At 45.8% G+C, this 18,874-nt stretch carries 15 protein-coding genes and 1 other RNA gene; 10 read left to right on the top strand and 6 right to left on the bottom strand.

Annotated elements, in window-relative coordinates:
• Positions 1-166 precede the first annotated feature (166 nt).
• From gltB to BMX05_RS03605, 4 genes are all read left to right on the top strand, one after another.
• Positions 167-4,621 (top strand): glutamate synthase large subunit, encoded by a 4,455-nt coding sequence (gene gltB, locus BMX05_RS03620; RefSeq protein WP_093308594.1) that lies wholly within the window; start codon positions 167-169, stop codon positions 4,619-4,621.
• Positions 4,622-4,762: 141 nt separating this feature from the next.
• Positions 4,763-6,181, top strand: a complete 1,419-nt coding sequence (locus tag BMX05_RS03615; RefSeq protein WP_093308593.1) for an FAD-dependent oxidoreductase — start codon at positions 4,763-4,765, stop codon at positions 6,179-6,181.
• A 98-nt stretch (positions 6,182-6,279) separates the two neighbouring features.
• Positions 6,280-6,912 (top strand): CoA pyrophosphatase, encoded by a 633-nt coding sequence (locus BMX05_RS03610; RefSeq protein ID WP_093308592.1) that lies wholly within the window; start codon positions 6,280-6,282, stop codon positions 6,910-6,912.
• 101 nt (positions 6,913-7,013) lie between these two features.
• A complete protein-coding gene (locus BMX05_RS03605; protein ID WP_177166772.1) occupies positions 7,014-8,669 on the top strand; it encodes a methyl-accepting chemotaxis protein in 1,656 nt (551 codons plus the stop codon).
• 12 nt (positions 8,670-8,681) lie between these two features.
• On the opposite strand, the gene BMX05_RS03600 is transcribed toward BMX05_RS03605, so the two are convergent.
• The 3 genes from BMX05_RS03600 to trmL are packed head-to-tail and all read right to left on the bottom strand — an operon-like array spanning position 8,682 to position 11,635.
• Entirely contained in the window at positions 8,682-9,086 is a 405-nt protein-coding gene (locus BMX05_RS03600) for a hypothetical protein (RefSeq protein WP_093308590.1), read from the bottom strand.
• A gap of 5 nt (positions 9,087-9,091) precedes the next feature.
• Entirely contained in the window at positions 9,092-11,149 is a 2,058-nt protein-coding gene (gene rep, locus BMX05_RS03595) for a DNA helicase Rep (protein WP_093308589.1), read from the bottom strand.
• Between the two features lie 21 nt (positions 11,150-11,170).
• A complete protein-coding gene (trmL, locus tag BMX05_RS03590; RefSeq protein WP_093308588.1) occupies positions 11,171-11,635 on the bottom strand; it encodes a tRNA (uridine(34)/cytosine(34)/5-carboxymethylaminomethyluridine(34)-2'-O)-methyltransferase TrmL in 465 nt (154 codons plus the stop codon).
• A gap of 167 nt (positions 11,636-11,802) precedes the next feature.
• Here trmL and BMX05_RS03585 point away from each other — a divergent pair, with 167 nt between their 5' ends.
• A complete protein-coding gene (locus tag BMX05_RS03585; RefSeq protein ID WP_093308587.1) occupies positions 11,803-12,273 on the top strand; it encodes a DUF2202 domain-containing protein in 471 nt (156 codons plus the stop codon).
• On the opposite strand, the gene BMX05_RS03580 is transcribed toward BMX05_RS03585, so the two are convergent.
• Complete coding sequence (locus BMX05_RS03580) at positions 12,254-14,461, bottom strand: tRNA(Met) cytidine acetyltransferase TmcA domain-containing protein (RefSeq protein ID WP_093308586.1); 2,208 nt, start codon at positions 14,459-14,461, stop codon at positions 12,254-12,256. The genes BMX05_RS03585 and BMX05_RS03580 overlap by 20 nt on opposite strands.
• Positions 14,462-14,536: 75 nt before the next feature.
• On the opposite strand from BMX05_RS03580, the gene BMX05_RS03575 reads away from it, so the two are divergent.
• A complete protein-coding gene (locus tag BMX05_RS03575) occupies positions 14,537-15,289 on the top strand; it encodes an enoyl-CoA hydratase-related protein (protein WP_093308585.1) in 753 nt (250 codons plus the stop codon).
• Positions 15,290-15,315: 26 nt separating this feature from the next.
• Here BMX05_RS03575 and ssrA read toward each other — a convergent pair.
• Positions 15,316-15,670, bottom strand: a transfer-messenger RNA (tmRNA) gene (gene ssrA / locus BMX05_RS03570).
• Positions 15,671-15,743: 73 nt separating this feature from the next.
• Complete coding sequence (smpB, locus tag BMX05_RS03565; RefSeq protein ID WP_093308584.1) at positions 15,744-16,223, bottom strand: SsrA-binding protein SmpB; 480 nt, start codon at positions 16,221-16,223, stop codon at positions 15,744-15,746.
• A gap of 209 nt (positions 16,224-16,432) precedes the next feature.
• On the opposite strand from smpB, the gene BMX05_RS03560 reads away from it, so the two are divergent.
• From BMX05_RS03560 to BMX05_RS03545, 4 genes are read left to right on the top strand one after another with little or no spacing between them, the layout of a single operon-like run.
• Positions 16,433-16,867, top strand: coding sequence for a type II toxin-antitoxin system RatA family toxin (locus BMX05_RS03560; protein ID WP_093308583.1), 435 nt, complete (start codon positions 16,433-16,435; stop codon positions 16,865-16,867).
• A complete protein-coding gene (locus tag BMX05_RS03555) occupies positions 16,857-17,177 on the top strand; it encodes an RnfH family protein (RefSeq protein WP_093308582.1) in 321 nt (106 codons plus the stop codon). The genes BMX05_RS03560 and BMX05_RS03555 overlap by 11 nt, the downstream gene beginning before the upstream one ends.
• A gap of 26 nt (positions 17,178-17,203) precedes the next feature.
• Positions 17,204-17,578 (top strand): glycine cleavage system protein GcvH, encoded by a 375-nt coding sequence (gcvH, locus tag BMX05_RS03550; RefSeq protein WP_093308581.1) that lies wholly within the window; start codon positions 17,204-17,206, stop codon positions 17,576-17,578.
• A gap of 41 nt (positions 17,579-17,619) precedes the next feature.
• A complete protein-coding gene (locus tag BMX05_RS03545) occupies positions 17,620-18,819 on the top strand; it encodes a class I SAM-dependent rRNA methyltransferase (protein ID WP_093308580.1) in 1,200 nt (399 codons plus the stop codon).
• Positions 18,820-18,874 lie beyond the last annotated feature (55 nt).

Below are 18,874 nucleotides of genomic sequence, written 5' to 3'. Positions count from 1 at the left end.
TAAAAATGACTTAGTATTTGTCGAGTTAAGGCGAGATGTGTAAAATCGTTTACCCTTTGACCCTGAAAAAAGGGCGCAGCTCAGGCCAAGGCAGCTTCATAACTTATTGAGACAATACAAATTTATTGAAGCTGAATCAACGACTTTAACCAGCGAGAGTTAGCTTATGAGAACTGGTCTGTACCATCCTGGTGAGTTTAGGGATAACTGCGGGTTTGGCTTAATTGCCCATATGCATGGGGAATCGAGCCATAATCTGTTGCAGACAGCCATCGAAGCGCTGACCTGTATGACTCACCGTGGCGGTATCGCCGCTGATGGCAAAACAGGCGACGGCTGCGGTCTGCTGCTCAAAAAACCGGATTCCTTCCTGCGCACTATTGCCGGGGAGCTGTTTGGCACTGAGCTGGCAGATCGCTACGGCGTCGGTATGATTTTCTTATCCACCGATGCCCAAAAAGCCCAGCACGCGCAAGATACCCTAAACCAAGCCTTAATTGATCAAGGTTTACACCTTGTCGGTTGGCGCGATGTGCCTGTAGACCCTTCCGTCTGCGGGCCGATGGCGCTTGCCTGTATGCCTAGTTTCAAGCAGGTGTTTATTAATGCCCCTGCGAATCTTGAAAAAGATTCCGATTTTAATGTGCGCTTATTTATGGCGCGTCGTCAGGCCGAAATGGCGCTTAAAGACGATCCAGATTTTTATGTCAGCTCGCTTTCTTCGCAAGTGATTTCCTATAAGGGCCTTACGATGCCAGCTGACTTGCCTAAGTTCTATCAAGACTTAAGCGATGCGCGTTTACAAACGGCAATTTGTGTTTTCCACCAGCGTTTTTCCACCAACACAGATCCTAAGTGGCCACTAGCCCAACCATTTCGTTTCTTGGCGCACAATGGCGAAATCAACACGATTGAAGCCAACCGCAACTGGGCGAATGCACGTAAGAAAAACTTCAAAAGTGATCAGTTGCCCGATATCGAGCAATTAGACCAAGTCGTCAATACCCAAGGTTCTGATTCTTCTTCCATGGATAACATGTTAGAAGTTTTACTACTTGGCGGTATGGATTTATTCCGTGCGGTACGCATGATGATCCCACCTGCATGGCAAAACGTGCAAAATATGGATGCGGATTTGCGTGCCTTCTACGAATATAACTCCATGCATATGGAGCCTTGGGATGGCCCCGCAGGTATGGTGCTGACCGATGGCCGCTATGCCGTATGTATGCTCGACCGTAACGGGTTGCGTCCTGCGCGTTATGTGATCACCAAAAACGGTTATATTACGCTGGCGTCAGAAATCGGTGTGTACGACTACAAACCGGAAGATGTGCTGTCAAAAGGGCGTGTTGGTCCAGGCCAAGTCCTTGCTGTCGATACTTTGACCGGCGATGTCATGCATACTAAAGACGTCGATGATCGCTTAAAAACTGCCCAGCCTTTTAAAAAATGGCTACGTGAGCAATCGACTTATTTAGAATCTACGCTGAAAGAAACCGGTCCTAAACCGCCAGCACTCGATCAAGAAACCCTCGCCACTTACATGAAAATGTTCCAAGTGAGCTTTGAGGAGCGTGATCAAATCTTGCGTCCTTTAGCAGAATCAGGACAAGAAGCGGTTGGTTCTATGGGGGATGATACCCCAATGGCGGTCTTGTCTCAGCGTGTGCGTCATGTTGCTGATTATTTCCGGCAGAAATTTGCTCAGGTGACCAACCCACCCATCGACCCGCTACGTGAAGCTGTAGTGATGTCGTTGGAAACGTGTATCGGGCGTGAACTCAATGTCTTCGAAGATTCCCCTGAACACGCAGAGCGCATTATTTTAACAACGCCTGTGCTGTCACCACGCAAATTCAACAGCCTGCTCAACAATGACAATCCCAATTTTGCGCATGAGTTGATTAACCTGCAGTTTGATCCACAAACACAAGGCTTAAAAGAGGCCTTAGTCCAAGTGTGTGATCAAGCAGAAGCTGCCGTGCGTGCTGGTCGCGTTTTGCTGGTGCTTTCTGATAAGCAGATCCAACAAGGCCAACTGCCCATTAATGCTTTGATGGCAACAGGTGCGGTGCATCACAGGCTCTGTGAAACTGGCCTACGTTGCGATGCCAATATCATTGTAGAAACTGGCTGGGCGCGTGATCCGCATCATATGGCGGTGCTCTTTGGTTTTGGTGCCACAGCGATTTATCCTTTCCTTAGCTATCAGCTGCTAGCAGATTTGAACCGCAGCGGCGAATTGCAAGGAGATCCTGGGGAAGCGCGTCACGCTTATCGCAAAGGGATTCAAAAAGGCTTGTTGAAAATCCTCTCTAAAATGGGGATTTCGACCTTGGCCTCTTACCGTGGCTCGCAACTGTTTGAAGCCATTGGGTTAGATGATGAGATTGTCGACCTCTGCTTTAAAGGGGTGGCTTCTCGTGTCAGTGGTGCAGGCTTTAGTGATTTCCAACTCGAGCAAGAGTTACTGGCTGAGATGGCGTGGAGTAAACGTAAACCGATCGAACACGGGGGTTTGCTGAAGTTTGTCCACGGTGGTGAATATCACGCGTACAACCCAGACGTGATCAAGGCCATGCAGCACGCGGTCCAAACGGGCGATTATCGTGATTGGAAAGTGTTTGCTAACTTAGTCAATGAGCGTCCCGTTGCAACCTTACGTGATTTGCTTAAACTCAACACGCAAACCCAGCCAATTCCGTTAGAGGAAGTCGAAAGCCTAGAGCAGCTATTGCCACGCTTTGATTCTGCCGGGATGTCTTTAGGTGCACTGTCTCCAGAAGCACACGAAGCCCTTGCGCAAGCGATGAATGAGCTCGGTGCACGTTCTAACTCAGGTGAAGGCGGCGAAGATCCTGCACGTTATGGCACCATGAAAATGTCCAAAATCAAGCAAATCGCTTCGGGACGTTTTGGGGTCACGCCTGCGTATTTATCCAATGCTGAAGTTTTGCAAATCAAGGTGGCGCAAGGCGCTAAACCCGGTGAGGGTGGCCAGTTGCCCGGCGGTAAGGTCAACGCATTAATTGCACGCCTGCGTCACAGTGTGCCTGGTGTGACTTTGATTTCGCCACCGCCGCACCATGATATCTATTCCATCGAAGATTTGGCGCAATTGATCTTTGACCTCAAGCAGGTCAACCCACAAGCACAAGTCTCGGTCAAGCTCGTCTCTGAACCTGGCATAGGCACCATTGCTACTGGGGTTGCTAAGGCGTATGCCGATTTAATTACCGTCTCTGGTTATGATGGAGGTACCGCCGCATCTCCGCTGACTTCGATTAAATATGCAGGTTCTCCGTGGGAGATCGGCCTTGCTGAAGTGCAACAAGCACTGCGTATCAATAATCTACGTGACAAAATCCGTCTACAAACAGATGGCGGCCTTAAAACCGGTTTAGATGTGATTAAAGCCGCGATTTTAGGTGCAGAAAGTTTCGGCTTTGGTACCGCACCTATGGTGGCCTTAGGTTGTAAATATCTACGTATTTGCCACCTAAATAACTGCGCTACCGGGGTCGCCACACAAAACGAAGCGCTACGCGAGCAGCACTTCCGTGGTACGGTGGAAATGGTGAAAAACTACTTCCGCTTTATCGGTGAGGAAGTGCGCGAAATTATGGCCATGCTTGGCGTTCGTCAATTAACGGATTTGATCGGGCGCACAGACTTACTCTGTATGTTCGAAGGTCAAACCGCCAAACAGGCAAAACTAGATCTTAGCCGTTTATTGGTCAATGACCATATTCCTGCAGATAAACCTCAGTTCTGCCAAATCAGCCGTAACCAACCCTTTGATAAAGGTGAGCTGGCTGAGCGTATGGTTACTGACATGCTTGCCAGCATTGAAAGCAAAAGCGGTGGTGAGTTCAGCTATCATATCACCAACTGTGACCGCTCGATTGGTGCGCGTATCTCAGGTGAAATCGCGAAGCGTTATGGTAACCAAGGGTTGAAAAAACCTTTAGTCGTTCGCTTTAACGGGGTTGCTGGACAAAGCTTTGGCGTCTGGAATGCCCAAGGCCTGCATCTGTATATCGAAGGGGATACCAACGATTATGTAGGCAAAGGTATGAATGGCGGCAAGTTGGTGATTGTACCACCACAAGGTAGCGTCTTTGCGAGCCATAAAACCTCTATCATGGGGAACACCTGCTTATATGGTGCCACAGGCGGTAAGCTGTTTGCCTCTGGTCGTGCAGGTGAGCGCTTTGCGGTACGTAACTCAGGTGCGATGGCCGTTGTAGAAGGCGCTGGCGACCACTGCTGTGAATATATGACCGGCGGTTTAGTCTGTGTACTTGGTGATACCGGCTATAACTTTGGTGCTGGGATGACCGGGGGTTTTGCTTACGTATTGGATTTAGAGCGCACTTTCATGGATAAATACAACCATGAGTTAGTTGATCTCCACAGAATCAATACCGAAGCAATGGAAGCTTACCGTCATCATTTACGTGAGGTTATTCAGGAGTTTGTTGATGAAACAGACAGTGCATGGGGACGCAAGATCCTAGCCGAGTTCTCTGATTTCATCCGTCACTTCTGGCTGGTGAAACCTAAGGCGGCTAATCTGAGCCATTTACTCGATAACACACGCCAACGTCCTGAATAAACATCTCAGGTAGGTGCTTTTTATCACTCAATCGCGCTTGTTGACTCCCTGTAGGTCGCAAGCGCCTTGTAAGTACAAAAAGCGCTTTCATTGGTAAGTGCTATCAGTTCCCTGATTGCTGAATGAGGTTAAAGGCTGTTTATGGCTGAACGACTGAATAACGATTTCCAATTTTTGGATGTGGGCCGTCAAGATCCAAGCAAAAAGCCGGTTCATGTACGTAAGAAAGCTTTCGTGGAAATTTACGAACCTTTCCAATCCAAGCAAGCCTCCCAGCAAGCACATCGTTGCCTTGCCTGTGGTAACCCGTATTGCGAATGGAAATGTCCGGTTCATAACTATATTCCAAACTGGCTCAAACTAGTGAGCGAAGGCAATATCATGCAAGCGGTGGAGTTGTGTCATCAAACCAACTCCCTACCTGAGGTGTGTGGACGGGTGTGTCCGCAAGATCGCTTATGTGAAGGCTCTTGTACCCTCAATGATGGTTTTGGCGCTGTCACCATAGGTTCGGTAGAAAAGTACATTACCGATACCGCCTTTGCGATGGGCTGGCGTCCTGATTTGTCTCATGTGGTCCCCACAGACAAAAAAGTCGCTATCATTGGTGCTGGCCCTGCAGGCTTGGGGTGTGCGGATATTCTCGCGCGTAACGGCGTAAAAGCTGTGGTGTTTGATCGCAACCCTGAAATTGGTGGTTTGCTCACCTTTGGTATTCCAGAGTTTAAGCTTGAAAAACAAGTGATGGCCCGCCGCCGTGATATTTTTGAGGGTATGGGTGTCGAATTCCGCCTCAATACAGAAATTGGCCGCGATATCAGTATTGATACCCTGCTGCAAGAATACGATGCCGTCTTTATGGGTATGGGTACCTACACCTATATGAAAGGTGGCTTCCCTGGCGAAGATTTACCTGGTGTCTATGATGCCTTGGATTTTTTGATTTCCAATGTAAATCACTGCCTAGGCTTTGAGAAAGATCCTGAAGACTACGTGAGTATGCAAGGCAAACGTGTGGTGGTTCTCGGTGGTGGTGATACCGCCATGGACTGTAACCGTACGTCAATCCGCCAAGGTGCCAAAAGTGTAACCTGCGCTTATCGTCGCGATGAAGCCAATATGCCTGGCTCCAAACGCGAAGTGGCCAATGCACGCGAGGAAGGCGTTAAATTCTTATTTAATCGTCAACCGATTGCGATTGTAGGCACGGATAAAGTCGAAGGCATTAAAGTGGTGCGCACACAAATGGGTGCACCCGACGAAAACGGCCGCAGTCGTCCTGAAGTTGTGCCAGGTTCAGAAGAAGTCTTGCCTGCGGATGTGGTCTTGGTGGCCTTTGGCTTCCAGCCGAGCCCCGCGCCTTGGTTTGCTGATCAACAGATCCAAACCGATGAGAAAGGTCGCGTTTTAGCTAAGGCAAATGCCCGTTATCCATTCCAAACCAGTAATGAAAAAATCTTTGCTGGTGGTGATATGGTGCGTGGTTCTGATCTGGTCGTTACCGCCATTGATGAAGGCCGTAAAGCTGCCGAAGGTATTCTAGATTACCTAAAGGTGTAAGCTGACTTAGGCTGTCCTCAAGGCATCCCTGCGGGGGTGCCTTTTTTTTCGGTTATGATCACAACCTATACGTTGTTTTTTGATCAAGGACCCTTGTTATGTTGACACAACTTCGCCAACACCTTGCACAACATCAAGCACAATCCAGCTATTTTAAGCTACCCCAGGCAGGTGTCTGCCTTTTGATCACCCAAAGTGATCAGCCTGAAATTATCTTCACCCAAAGGGCTGCACACCTTTCTAGTCATAGTGGGCAAGTCGCCTTTCCTGGAGGCAAACGTGATCCACAAGATGCAGATATTTTAGCTACTGCACTTCGTGAAACCCATGAAGAAATCGGCTTGGCCCCCGAAAAAATACAGGTTTTAGGACGATTAAGCGATGTCATTTCCCTGCATGGTCTCAAGGTGACACCTTTCGTTGGTTTGATTGCCGCAGATCTGGATTTGCATCCTTGCGAAGCTGAAATCGCCAGTGTATTTCAGGTACCCTTAGCCTACTTTGCGCAAGACCCTCGACAGCGCACAGATCTTATCTATGTTGGTGAACAAGCCTATTATGTACCTTCTTATTTGTATCAGGGCTATGAAATCTGGGGGTTATCGGCCATGATGCTTGTTGAATTACTTGCACTAGCTTATCAGCGAGATTTCAATGTACTCACTCCACCTAAGGCCACTTGTCCCTTATGGGTACGTCCTAAACGGGCCTTTACCCATCAAAAAGCTTAAGCAAATCAGAACTTAATCTATACCTTTTAATGCAGATTCAGCGTAAGATTAAGAGTTACATTAAATTACACTCAAGCCCGTTTGCATCGAGGATTTTATCGGTGACCAGTATTCAAGCCAAACTGCGCCTTTTTGCTTTTATTATTTTTATGGCACTGGGTGCACAAGCCACTTTTGTTTATCTAGAAACCGATACGGTCATTCAAGAGGCTGAAAGCTTTGCAAATTTACATACCCCACGTTTAGAACATGCTTATGCACTACAAATTGCGGTGATTCAAGTTCAGCAATGGCTCACAGATATTAGTGCAACACGGGCACTTGATGGTCTAGATGATGGTTTTAAAGTTGCTGCGGAACATGCACAAAATTTTTCTCATCACCTAGAAAAAATACAATCTTTAGATCATAAAAACGCACCTTTTTATCAAAACCTCAAGCAGCACTTTGCAACTTATTATCAAGTAGGCCAAAGTATGGCTGAAGCTTATATTAGTGGTGGCCCTGCGCAAGGTAATTTATTAATGGCTGATTTTGATACAGCTGCAAGTCGTATGTATCAAGATATTGATCAATTGATGCACAGCCAAAAAGAAGCCTATCATAATACCCTCAACTCACAGATTAATACTGCCTATAATACACGAGCCCATAGCCTGATATTTATTAGTGGTATGGCCCTTTTAATGCTTATTATTAGTATAGGATTGCAAAAAGGTATTTTAAATCCTATCTATCAAGTCCGTGATTTAGTCGCTGATTTAGTCGAAGGGGAAGGCGATTTAACGCAAAGGTTACCAGAAAACCGTCAAGATGAACTAGGAGAGCTGGCACGTACTTTTAACCGGTTTTTGGCTTCAACGGATCAAATGATTTCTGATGTTACCCGTTCTGTGGTGCGTCTGATGCCGATGGCAGAGGAGTTATCGGAAAATAATCAACAAGCACAAACCTCAATTAACGAACAAAACCAACATAGCCAAAAAGTACAAGCTTGCATGCAAGCCACGCGGGATGCAGCGCAACAAGTCACTTATGCTGTGGCCAATATTCGTGATGCTGCACAGGCTGGTTATCAATGTACCCAACATAGCGAAGCGACTATTAACCAATCAGGCAATATTTTACAACAACTGACTGAACAAATTTTGCAAGCAGAACAAACCATTAGCAAACTAACCGCCAGTAGTGAGCGTATTGTGGGCATTATTGATGTGATTGGCGGTATTGCAGAACAAACCAACCTGTTAGCTTTAAATGCCGCGATTGAGGCCGCACGGGCGGGTGACGCTGGACGTGGCTTTGCCGTTGTTGCAGATGAAGTGCGACATCTTGCAGCACAGACCCATAGTTCGACCAATGAAGTGCAACGTATGGTGGAAGAGATCAATACCCAAGTTGCACAGGTGGTACAAGTGATGGCGCAAAGTGCGCAAATTGCGCGCAGTAGCCAAGGCTTGGTCACAGAAAGCCGTACTAGTTTGGCAGCTATTCAAGATTCAATTCAAAATATTACTGAACGTGCTCAAGCTATTGAGCAGGCTTTAAGTTTACAAACTAATAATTTTTCTAAAGTAGAAACCAACTTTAATGCAATGGAAACTTCATTCCAAAATATGCTACATTATGGCGAAATGATTGTCAGCTTTGGCGGTGATTTACATAAGCTCAGCATGAAATTACGTTCTATGGTTGATGGTTTTAAAGTCTCAGATACTAACTGGAGTACGAAAAAACGCCATCAACCAAGGCTATAAAAGCACGCAAAATTAAATAATACGCTGATGTGCTTGTATACTTTGCATACAGAACTGTAAATTTGGCCAGGCTTGTGCTTTTTCAGGCACCTCGGCAAAGTCTGTATATATTTGCTTAATTAAATAGGCATAACCCCATACTTGAGAATCATTTTCAGGCTGTAAACAAACCTTTGGCATTTGCAATAACAAAAATAATGCACTTTTTGCCGCCCATAAAGGGGCTTGTTTGTGATCATCTAACCACACTGTGTCTATATCTTGTGCCTGAGTCCAGCCACGAATACGTGCCGTATCCAGTAAAATTCGTGCCAATTGTTGTTTATCACCTTGTGCTTTCTTCATCCATACATCAAGCAGCTCAGCACTGACTTGAGTCACCGCTGCCTGGATTTGTTGTTGGTTAAGTGCTTGCATTCTTATCAACCTTTTAATAAAGACTTCAACATTTCTAGCTGATCTAAGCCACGTTGGAAGCTTACTTCAGGATCTTTCACTTCTCCTTGGCGTCCTTCCCATTGCAAATCATCTGCAGGTAGTTCATCTAAAAAACGACTTGGGCTGGTATCGATTTTTTCCCCATACGCCTTACGCTCATTTGCTAAAGTCAAGGTCAAACATTGGCGCGCACGGGTAATTCCCACATACATCAGCCGGCGTTCTTCTTCTAACGCATTCGTTTCTAAGCTATTGCGATGTGGTAAGATGTCTTCCTCTACGCCTAACATAAAAACATGCGGAAATTCCAGCCCTTTAGCAGCATGTAAAGTTAATAGATGTACTTTATCGCTTTCGTCTTCTGCTTCTTGCTGCTCCAAGATATCACGTAACACCAAACGAGCAATCGCCTCAGTTAACCCTGCTTCTGGCTGATCTTCTTGTAAGCGCGTTAATGTTTGCTGTAAGGAATCGACCAAAGTCCACACATTCGCCAGACGGCGTTCTGCCACTTTGGGCGCGCTGGCATTTTGATGCAACCAAGCTTCATAATCTAAATCCTGCACCATCTCGCGTACAGCTTCTATCGCATCTGCACGCTCGCTATTTTCAATCACCTTCATGAACCAATGTTTAAAACGGCGTAAACGTTGCAAAGCACTTTCTTTTAAGATTTGTTCTAAGCCAAGTTCATCAATTGCTGTGAGTAGACTAATCCCTCGTTGGGTTGCATACGTTGCTAGCTTTTCCAAGGTTGCTGGACCAATTTCACGTCTTGGAATATTAATGATGCGCAAAAAAGCATTATCATCGTCTGGATTAATCATAAGACGTAAATAAGCCATGATATCTCTAACTTCATTACGAGAGAAAAAACTCGTACCACCACTAATTTTATAAGGAATCTGGAAACTCTGTAATTTAATTTCTAACAAACGTGCTTGATGGTTACTACGATATAATACAGCAAAGTCTTTATAACGGCTGATTCCTTTCATTTTTTGCAATAAAATTTCATTGGCAACCCGTTCTGCTTCCACTTCTTCATTATCACAGCACCAGACTTGAATGGGATCCCCAACCCCCATGTCACTCCATAATTTTTTTTCATAAATATGAGGGTTATTAGCAATAAGAGTATTAGCTGCTTTTAAAATACGTCGTGTCGATCGATAATTTTGTTCCAGCTTAATAACAGATAAGTTGGGGAAGTCTTCCCCTAAATGTAATAAATTTTCTGGACGCGCGCCTCGCCATGCATAAATCGATTGATCATCATCACCCACGACAGTAAAACGCTGACGTTCGCCGACTAATAAGCGCACGAGTCGATACTGACTGGTATTTGTATCTTGATACTCATCAACTAATAAATAATGAATACTCGCTTGCCAACGTGCTAAGACTTGGGGATTTTTTTCAAACAAAATCACAGGCAAAGCAATTAGATCATCAAAATCAACTGCATTATAGGCTTTTAAATGCCGTTGGTATAAAGCATACACTTGGGCTGCATGTAAGCTTTCTTTATCTAGTGCTTGTGTCTGTGCTTGCTCAGGGCTAATCAGATCATTTTTCCATTGCGAGATACACTGATAAATCCAATTAACTTTTTCTGAATCTGCTTCTGCATGGGTATGTAGTAAATCTCGTACCAAGGTTTTTGCATCTTCTGCATCAAATAAAGAAAACCCTGCTTTATAACCAAGCGCTTGCACTTCTTTGCGGATAATGTCCAACCCAAGGGAATGAAAGGTAGAAATCGTTAGGCCACGTGCTTCCCTGCCTTGTACAAGATTAGCGACCCTTTCTTTCATTTCCCGAGCCGCTTTATTCGTGAAAGTCACCGCGGTAATATAACGTGCTGGCAGCCCGCAACCTTGAATTAACCAAGCAATTTTGCGTGTAATGACACTAGTTTTACCTGAACCGGCCCCTGCAAGCACTAATAAAGGTCGATCAATCAAACAAACGGCTTGGCGCTGTTTATCATTTAAGCTATATAATAACTTATGTCTTATTTCCGCTTGATTAATTTGCATACCTAAATTCCAAAAAGGGATTTATTGACCACCACTAAAACCTAAAGATTCCCACGCGCGATAAATAATCACTGCACAAGCATTCGATAAATTCATGCTACGACTATCAGCACGCATAGGAATTCTAATTTTTTGTGCTTCCGGCATTTGTGCTAACACATCCGCCGGCAACCCTCGGGTTTCTGGGCCAAAAATCAAGGTATCCCCAGGTTGATAAGCCACTTGCTGATAAGGGCGCGAACCTTTCGTAGTGAGGGCATAACAGCACGAATCTGGGTGTGCTTGCTGATATGCCTGCAAAGAAGCGTATGAACGCACTTGGGTCCATTCATGATAGTCCAAACCTGCACGGCGCAAGCGTTTGTCATCCAAAGTAAAACCTAAAGGCTCAATCAAGTGCAGATGAAACCCAGTGTTGGCGCACAAACGGATGATGTTTCCAGTATTTGGTGGAATTTCTGGTTGATACAAAACCACATTTAACATGACAACTTCCCTAATTGGTTCAAGAGCAGGAATGCATCATAACGACTTCCCTTCAGGGTGCAAGTGCAGCTAAGGTGCGACCTTTTACCACATGCAAAGCTAATAAAATTTAATCTAATATAAGAATATCCAATATTTATTGAATCACAGAAAAAGAGGACACTAGCATGCGTTATGGTCGATTTGCTCAGTCTGCCGAACCTGTCCAACCTGCTTTGGTTGATGAACTTAAGTTCATGCTGGAGGAAGAAAAATTAGCTCGTGATGTGTATTTACAATTGGCGGAAGATACAGATTTATTTATTTTTAGCCAAATTGCTGCTTCTGAACAAAAGCACATGGATACTTTAGTACGTCAAGCAGAACGTTTTCATATTGATGTAGATGACATTCTGGTACAGGAAGTTGGTGATTTTATCAATCCAGACCTCGCTATCTTATACACAGATTTGCTCACTTTGGACACACAGGATGTAACCCAAGCCTTGCAAATTGGCGTTATGATTGAGACGCTAGATATTGAGGATTTAACTGCCAACTTGCAAGATCCACAGTTAGACGCGCTTGATCAAGTATTTGCTAACCTGCTCCAAGGTTCTTATCAGCACTTAGATGCCTTTAATCTTGCACTTGCTTAAGCATATTCGCCCATGCGCAGGGATGCGCCTGCCGCCATTGGGTGAGTCCTTCCTTAATCCATAAAGCTAAGGCCTTTTTACCAAGGCGTTGATACTGGTTTTGTACTTGTTCTGTTGGATGCTGTTGTACAAAAAGCGCACTAAAAGCTGCCACCTGGTGTGGATCCCACCCCTGTATATGCCCCTGTTGCAAGACTTGTTGCCACCAAGTAGCCAAACTAGCATAACTGAGTAACCAACCAGAACGCCCTTGTTGTAAAGCATATAATTCGCGTGCTTGATAACTTTGCCAGTGATAAGTTTGCACTTCCGGTGCATACAATAAAGGGGCGACAAGCGCACTATCAAGATGCGGCATCATATAAGCTAGTTGCTGTGGCAAAGTATGTAAGTATCTGTTTCTTAATGCTTGATAAAGAACTTGTCCCCGTGGAGTTAAAGGCTGCAACGCCATTAACGAATAAGTACCACTGGCATGATCGGCTTGGATGCCTAAGCGAACCGGCTGTAAAGCAACTTGCTGCCAAAAAGCCAAGACCTCTTTATCAATCGCAAAACTTGTACCAAGAAAATCACAACCTGCGTGCATTGCCTTGGTATGCATGGCCTGAATTAATGCTTGGCCTACAGATTGCCGCCGTACCTGTGCTCGCACCGCAATCCGTTGCACACGCAAATAAGTCAAGGTTGCTGCCTCAACCATTCCCGCATGATAGGCTAAAGATTGCGCTAATAAATGCCCGCGCGGGCGCCTTTGTCCTAAATGAATCGCTTGGGCTAAATCGGTAGCAAAACCACCCTCAAAAATACCCACACTTACGCCTAGCAAGCGGCCTTGTTGATCACTGGCCACCCAAATTTGTATATCGGGTGCATCCCACCATTGGCGCAAATCAGCACCTGTGGTTTGATAATGCGCATCGCGCAACAAACGAAACATCGCAGCCATCTTTGCTGGTGTACGTTCTGCTAATGTCAGCTGCTGTATGTGGACTTTTTCAGTAGCAAACGCAAAACGTGCTGGTTTCGCTTGCGTGAGGTAAAAATCTGCTTTGATTTGTTGCTCTAAAGGATCACCGAGTTGCCAACGAATCGGCGCTTGCAAAGATAAAAGCTCACACACACCACCTTTTGTTTGTTGATACCTTTGCAACCAAGGTAACAAACGTACACTAAAACCGCGCCCACTGCCCTCATAACCTTCTACTGTAGTCGCCAGCCAATGCCGCTGAATCCTTTTTAACCAAGGTTGCAGCACGCTTAAAGGCAAGGCGGCCGCCTCATCAACAATCAATAAATGCCAAGTATCGGCTGGCAATTTTTGCAAGCGATCTGCTGCCATAAACACCAATTGACGCCCTTGATAAGTCAATTCATGCTGTCCACCCACATAGGCAACATCAAGCGCAGAGGCGCAACTTGCCAGTATCTGATCGATTAAGGAAGCACGTGCAGCCACCAATAAGATTCGCCAGTTTTGTGTGTGTTCATGCTGGCAAATCCGTGCACTTGCCAAGGCTAATGCAGTTGTCTTACCACGCCCACGGTCTGCAGTGAGCACCCAAGTGCCTGCTTTGGTATGAATACTTTGGATCAGCCGATCAATACAGGTGTTTTGTTCTCGATAACTGGGCGCTTGTGGCGTTTGCTCAAGACAAGTAAAAACAGGCAAAGTCACTTGATAGGATCCTGTAGGCGAGCAACGAATGCAGGCCTCGGGAAATTGCCATCGCTCAGCTAGATATTGTAAAAACCCCGTGCGCATTTGGTGGTCTTGATATGGCCAACTGGCTAATTTTTGCTGATACGGATCACTAAAATCTGCATATAGCCAGTGCAAAAAACCGCCAGCTACCAAAGTACCACTGATTGCAGCCAATGCATCTAATGCCCAACCACTCGCCTCTAAATCAACAAATATTTCTTGATATTCACGCCCGAGTACCTGAACAGCTTTACCAAGAGGCAAGATCTGAATCTGCAAATGCACCAAAGCCGTTACCGGTGCTGCTTCTCCAATCCACAATAGGCGAGTGCCTGCAGGTAGGCCCGCCAAATAAGTAAGAAGCAAGGTTTGCGCTTGGGCACGCGACATTTGCCAATGTAGGCTTTGACGCCAACCCATGTGTGCAAGTTGGGCACGATATTTTGCTAAATGTTGGTGTGTTTCTGTAGCGGATAATAACATATTAAACAAACGTTTGATTTTATACTAAAATTCGCTAAGCTGAAAAAACACTCCGCGAAAAATAAGGAAAAGATTATGGTAGAGCTTTGCTATCCAGCCCCCTATCTTGCTTGCTTACAACTGACCCGCCCTCAGTGTCATAATGCCCTGACGCCTGCACTCATTGATGCACTGTTAACACACGGAGAAAATTTAGCCGTAGAAGCGCACGACGCGGAGGTAAAAGTTTTATTACTCACCGGCGCAGGTACCAGCTTTTGTGCGGGCTTGGATATTAAGCAAGTACAGGCCGATTCCCAAGCCATCGAATATCTATTATCCCCGTATCATAGCACTTTATTACCTAGATCTTTAGGACTCACTCGGGTGCAGGCAGCTGCATTAATCTGGCGTTATTTCCCTGTGCCTGTGATCGCTATTTTACAAGGACATGTACTCGGTGGCGGTTTGCAAATGGCATTAGGGGCTGATATACGCTTAGCTGCGGAAGATGCCCAGTTGGGTTTGCTAGAAATGCGCCACGGTTTGGTACCGGATATGGGTTTGAGCCAAAATGCGCTTGGTTTGTTGCGCTATGATCAATTACTGAAACTGATTTTGGATGCAGATCCCCTCGATGCACAACAAGCTTTGGCGCTTGGCCTAGTCACCGAAGTGCATTCAGATCCTTACCAAGTCGGTTTAGCTTTGGCGCATCGTTGGACACAATATAACAGCTTTCATTTACATCAAATGAAAGTGCTGTGCCAAAACCAGTACCAAGGTACGCCAATACAAGCGCTTGTGCAGGAAGAAACCCGAATTCAAAAAGCTATTTTGGCGGGATAATCGAGAAGATCAAAGAAAAATGAAATTGGTGGAGACGGCGGGAATCGAACCCGCGTCCGCCAGTACTCTGCCCTCAGCTCTACATGCTTAGTTTCGTCTTTTAATTTAGCCGTTGAAGCGCCGACGAGCAGGCTTTCCAACAGCGAGCTTTCTTAAGATTTAGCACACTAAACAAAAGCGATTTAGGATGCGAGCCTGTCTATACGGGCTCGTTCCTCGTCCAAGGGCAACAGGCATCCCCCTTCAGAGGCAGCAGCCTAAGCTGCTAGAGCGTAAGATTCGTCGTTTGCGACTATTAGTTCGAACGTTATTTTACGAGAGGCGCTCACTCTCGGCATGCACCTCGGGTTTCGCCACTGCCGTCGAAGCCATGTCGTCCCCAGGGATGGCTTAGCAAGCTGAGCTTACCAAGCTTAAGTAGATGCAGGATGATAGCAAAGAAAATTTGCAAAAGCTAGCCTGCATGTGCACGCACGATACGTGCTTTTTGCCGATTCCAGTCACGATCTTTTTCAGTTGCACGTTTATCGTGTAGTTTTTTACCTGTCACCAAGGCAATTTCACATTTAATTTTATTCCCTTTCCAATAAAGAGCCAAAGGTATACAGGTTTGTCCTTTTTGCTGAATTTTACCAAAAATACGCGCAATCTCTCGTTTTTTCAGCAAGAGTTTGCGTGTACGTGTTGGGTCAGCAATCACATGGGTGCTTGCAGTATTTAATGGCGTAATATGTGAGCCTAGCAGCCAAACCTCTTGATTACGAACGAGCACATAAGTATCTGTTAGTTGGGCTTTTCCTGCGCGTAGACTTTTCACTTCCCAACCAGCAAGCGCCACACCGGCTTCGAACTTTTCTTCAATATGATATTCGTGACGTGCCTTTTTATTTTGCGCTATGGTGTTGCTGGGCACCTTAGGTTTTTTCTTACTCATGGTTTGACCTTTTCAATATATTTGCAATCTGGAACATGCTGCACACTGTTCACACTTTGTAGGGCATTCACGCCGCCTTTTCGTTAAAATCCCCAGATAGCTATGCGCTTGCTTGTCACAGTGCAACAGCATGGTTAATGAACACTTGATTGCTAACGGAAACTTGTGCAAGCGTACATAGGTTTTTATATCATCGCCTAGGAGGTGTCATGAGCAGTGTAGAACGCTCAGCGTTAGTCATGCACTCAGCGCAACAAATGTTTGATTTAGTGAATGATTGTGAATCTTACCCTAAGTTCCTACCCTGGTGTAGCTATGCCCGCTTAGTCGAGCATGGCGAGGATTATCTGGTAGGCGAATTAGAAATCAGTAAAGGCGGCGTGCGACAACGTTTTACCACCCGTAATCAGCTGAAAGCGCCTGAACATATCGAGCTTTCTTTGGTCGATGGTCCTTTTAAATATTTACGTGGCCAGTGGCACTTTACCCCCTTGGGGGAGCAAGCCTGTAAAGTCAGCCTCAGTATGGAGTTTGAGCTTTCAGGGCGCTTATTAAATCTTGCTTTAGGGAGTGTCTTTAATCAAATTGCCAACACCCTAGTTGACGCTTTTTGTAAACGCGCGGATCAAGTCTATGGCCGATAATCAACAGACGCAAGCCAGCATTACCATTGAAGTCGCTTATGCGCTGGCACATAAGCAGAAGATCCTCCGCTTACAAGTTCCTCAAGGGACCAAAATGCGCGAGGCAGCCCAGCTATCAGGGATTCAAGAGCACTTTCCAGAATTAATCCTTGAGCAAGCGCCGATGGGCATTTTTGGCAAAGCGATCTTAAAGCCAGATCAACATATCCTTGAAGAAGGCGATAGAGTAGAAATCTACCGCCCCTTGATTGCAGATCCTAAACAAGCACGCGCCCGCCGCGCTGCCAAAGCTGCAAAAAAATCCGATTAACTTATGATTATCATGAGGTTTTGTGCATGTCCACCAGTCAACTCAAATATACCACCACACATCAATGGGCACGCTTAGAAGAAGATGGCTTAGTGAGTGTAGGGATCACAGCATTTGCCCAAGAAGAGTTGGGCGATATCGTGTTTGCTGAACTGCCTGAACTAGGCCGTCAAGTGCAAGCCGGTGAACAAGTCGCTGTCGTAGAGTCGGTGAAAACCGCTTCCGAAGTTTATACCCCGATTAGTGGTGAAGTTGTAGTCATTAATGAGGCATTAAATGATGCCCCCGAGCGCATTAATGATCAACCTTATACCGCTTGGTTTTTTCGTCTTCAAGCAAGTGATTTGGCTGAATTAGATGCCTTGTTAGATGCGGATGCCTATCAGAGCCTTACCCAATAATCGGGCGGTTTTCATCAATTTTTAGCCAAAGCAGGTATTTTGTGAGCACATCCTTGCCTCTTCTCAAACTACGCAAACAAGCAGATCGCCGCCTACGTGCTGGGCATTTGTGGATTTATTCTAACGAAATTGAAACCCAAGCAACGCCATTACAAGGCTTTCAAGCAGGACAAGAAGCCTTAGTGGAAAGTGCCGAAGGTCGTGCGCTTGGTGTAGCCTATGTCAACCCACATTCTTTAATATGTGCGCGTTTAATCAGCCGTGATCCCCAACAGGGGTTAAGCGTCTCTTTATTTGTGCACCGGATCAAACAAGCCCTTGCACTACGCGAGGCTTGTTTCCATGCCCCTTATTATCGACTTATTTATGCCGATAGTGATTTATTACCTGGTTTAATCGTGGATCGCTTTGGTGATGTTTTAGCTGTGCAACTCAATACCGCAGGGATGGAACAGCAGCGCCAAGCGGTCTTAGAGGCTCTAATTAAAGTTCTCAAACCCAAGGCAATTGTATGGCGTAATGATAGTAGTGGTCGTCGCCAAGAAGGTTTAGATACGCATATTGATATTGCCTACGGACAACTTGATGACCAGGTCATCTTGCAAGAAAACCAAACGCAATTTTATGTGCCTTTGCTTACCGGGCAAAAAACCGGCTGGTTTTATGATCATCGTGAAAACCGCCAGCGTCTACGTCAGCAAGTGGCTGGCTTGCGTGTGCTGGATTTATTTAGTTATGTTGGGGGGTGGGGTATTCAAGCTGCCACCGCAGGGGCGGCACAGGTGTTATGCGTTGATAGTTCTGAGACCGCTTTGGCACAAGTCCAAGCCAATGCGGCACTCAATCAAGTGGCTAATAAAGTCAGTACGCTTGCAGGAGATGCCTTTGATATTTTGGCACAACTGAAAGCCGCAGATGAGCGCTTTGATGTGGTGATTGCCGATCCGCCCGCGTTTATTAAACGCCGTAAAGACATCCCTAAAGGGGAACAAGCCTATAGCAAGCTTAACCGTGAAGCTATGCGCTTACTTAAACCAAACGGCACCCTAGTTAGTGCCTCTTGCTCCATGCATCTTAGTCCAGAGGCTTTAACTAATGCGATCCGTGCCAGCGCACGCCATCTCGATAGACACGCACAAATCTTTTTTTGTGGCCATCAAGGTGCGGATCACCCTATTCACCCAGCGATTGCGGAAACGGAATATTTAAAAGCTTTTATGGTGCGTGTGTATCGTGATTAATCCACGCACTTTGCAAAAGGAATTTTGATTGCAAGTCACACAAGCTTTGAGGGAT

The sequence above is a fragment of the Allopseudospirillum japonicum genome (genome assembly GCF_900108915.1).
Classification (GTDB): Bacteria; Pseudomonadota; Gammaproteobacteria; order Pseudomonadales; family Halomonadaceae; genus Pseudospirillum; species Pseudospirillum japonicum.
The sequence above is the reverse complement of the archived record's forward strand: the minus strand, read 5'-3'. Positions and strand labels throughout refer to the sequence as shown.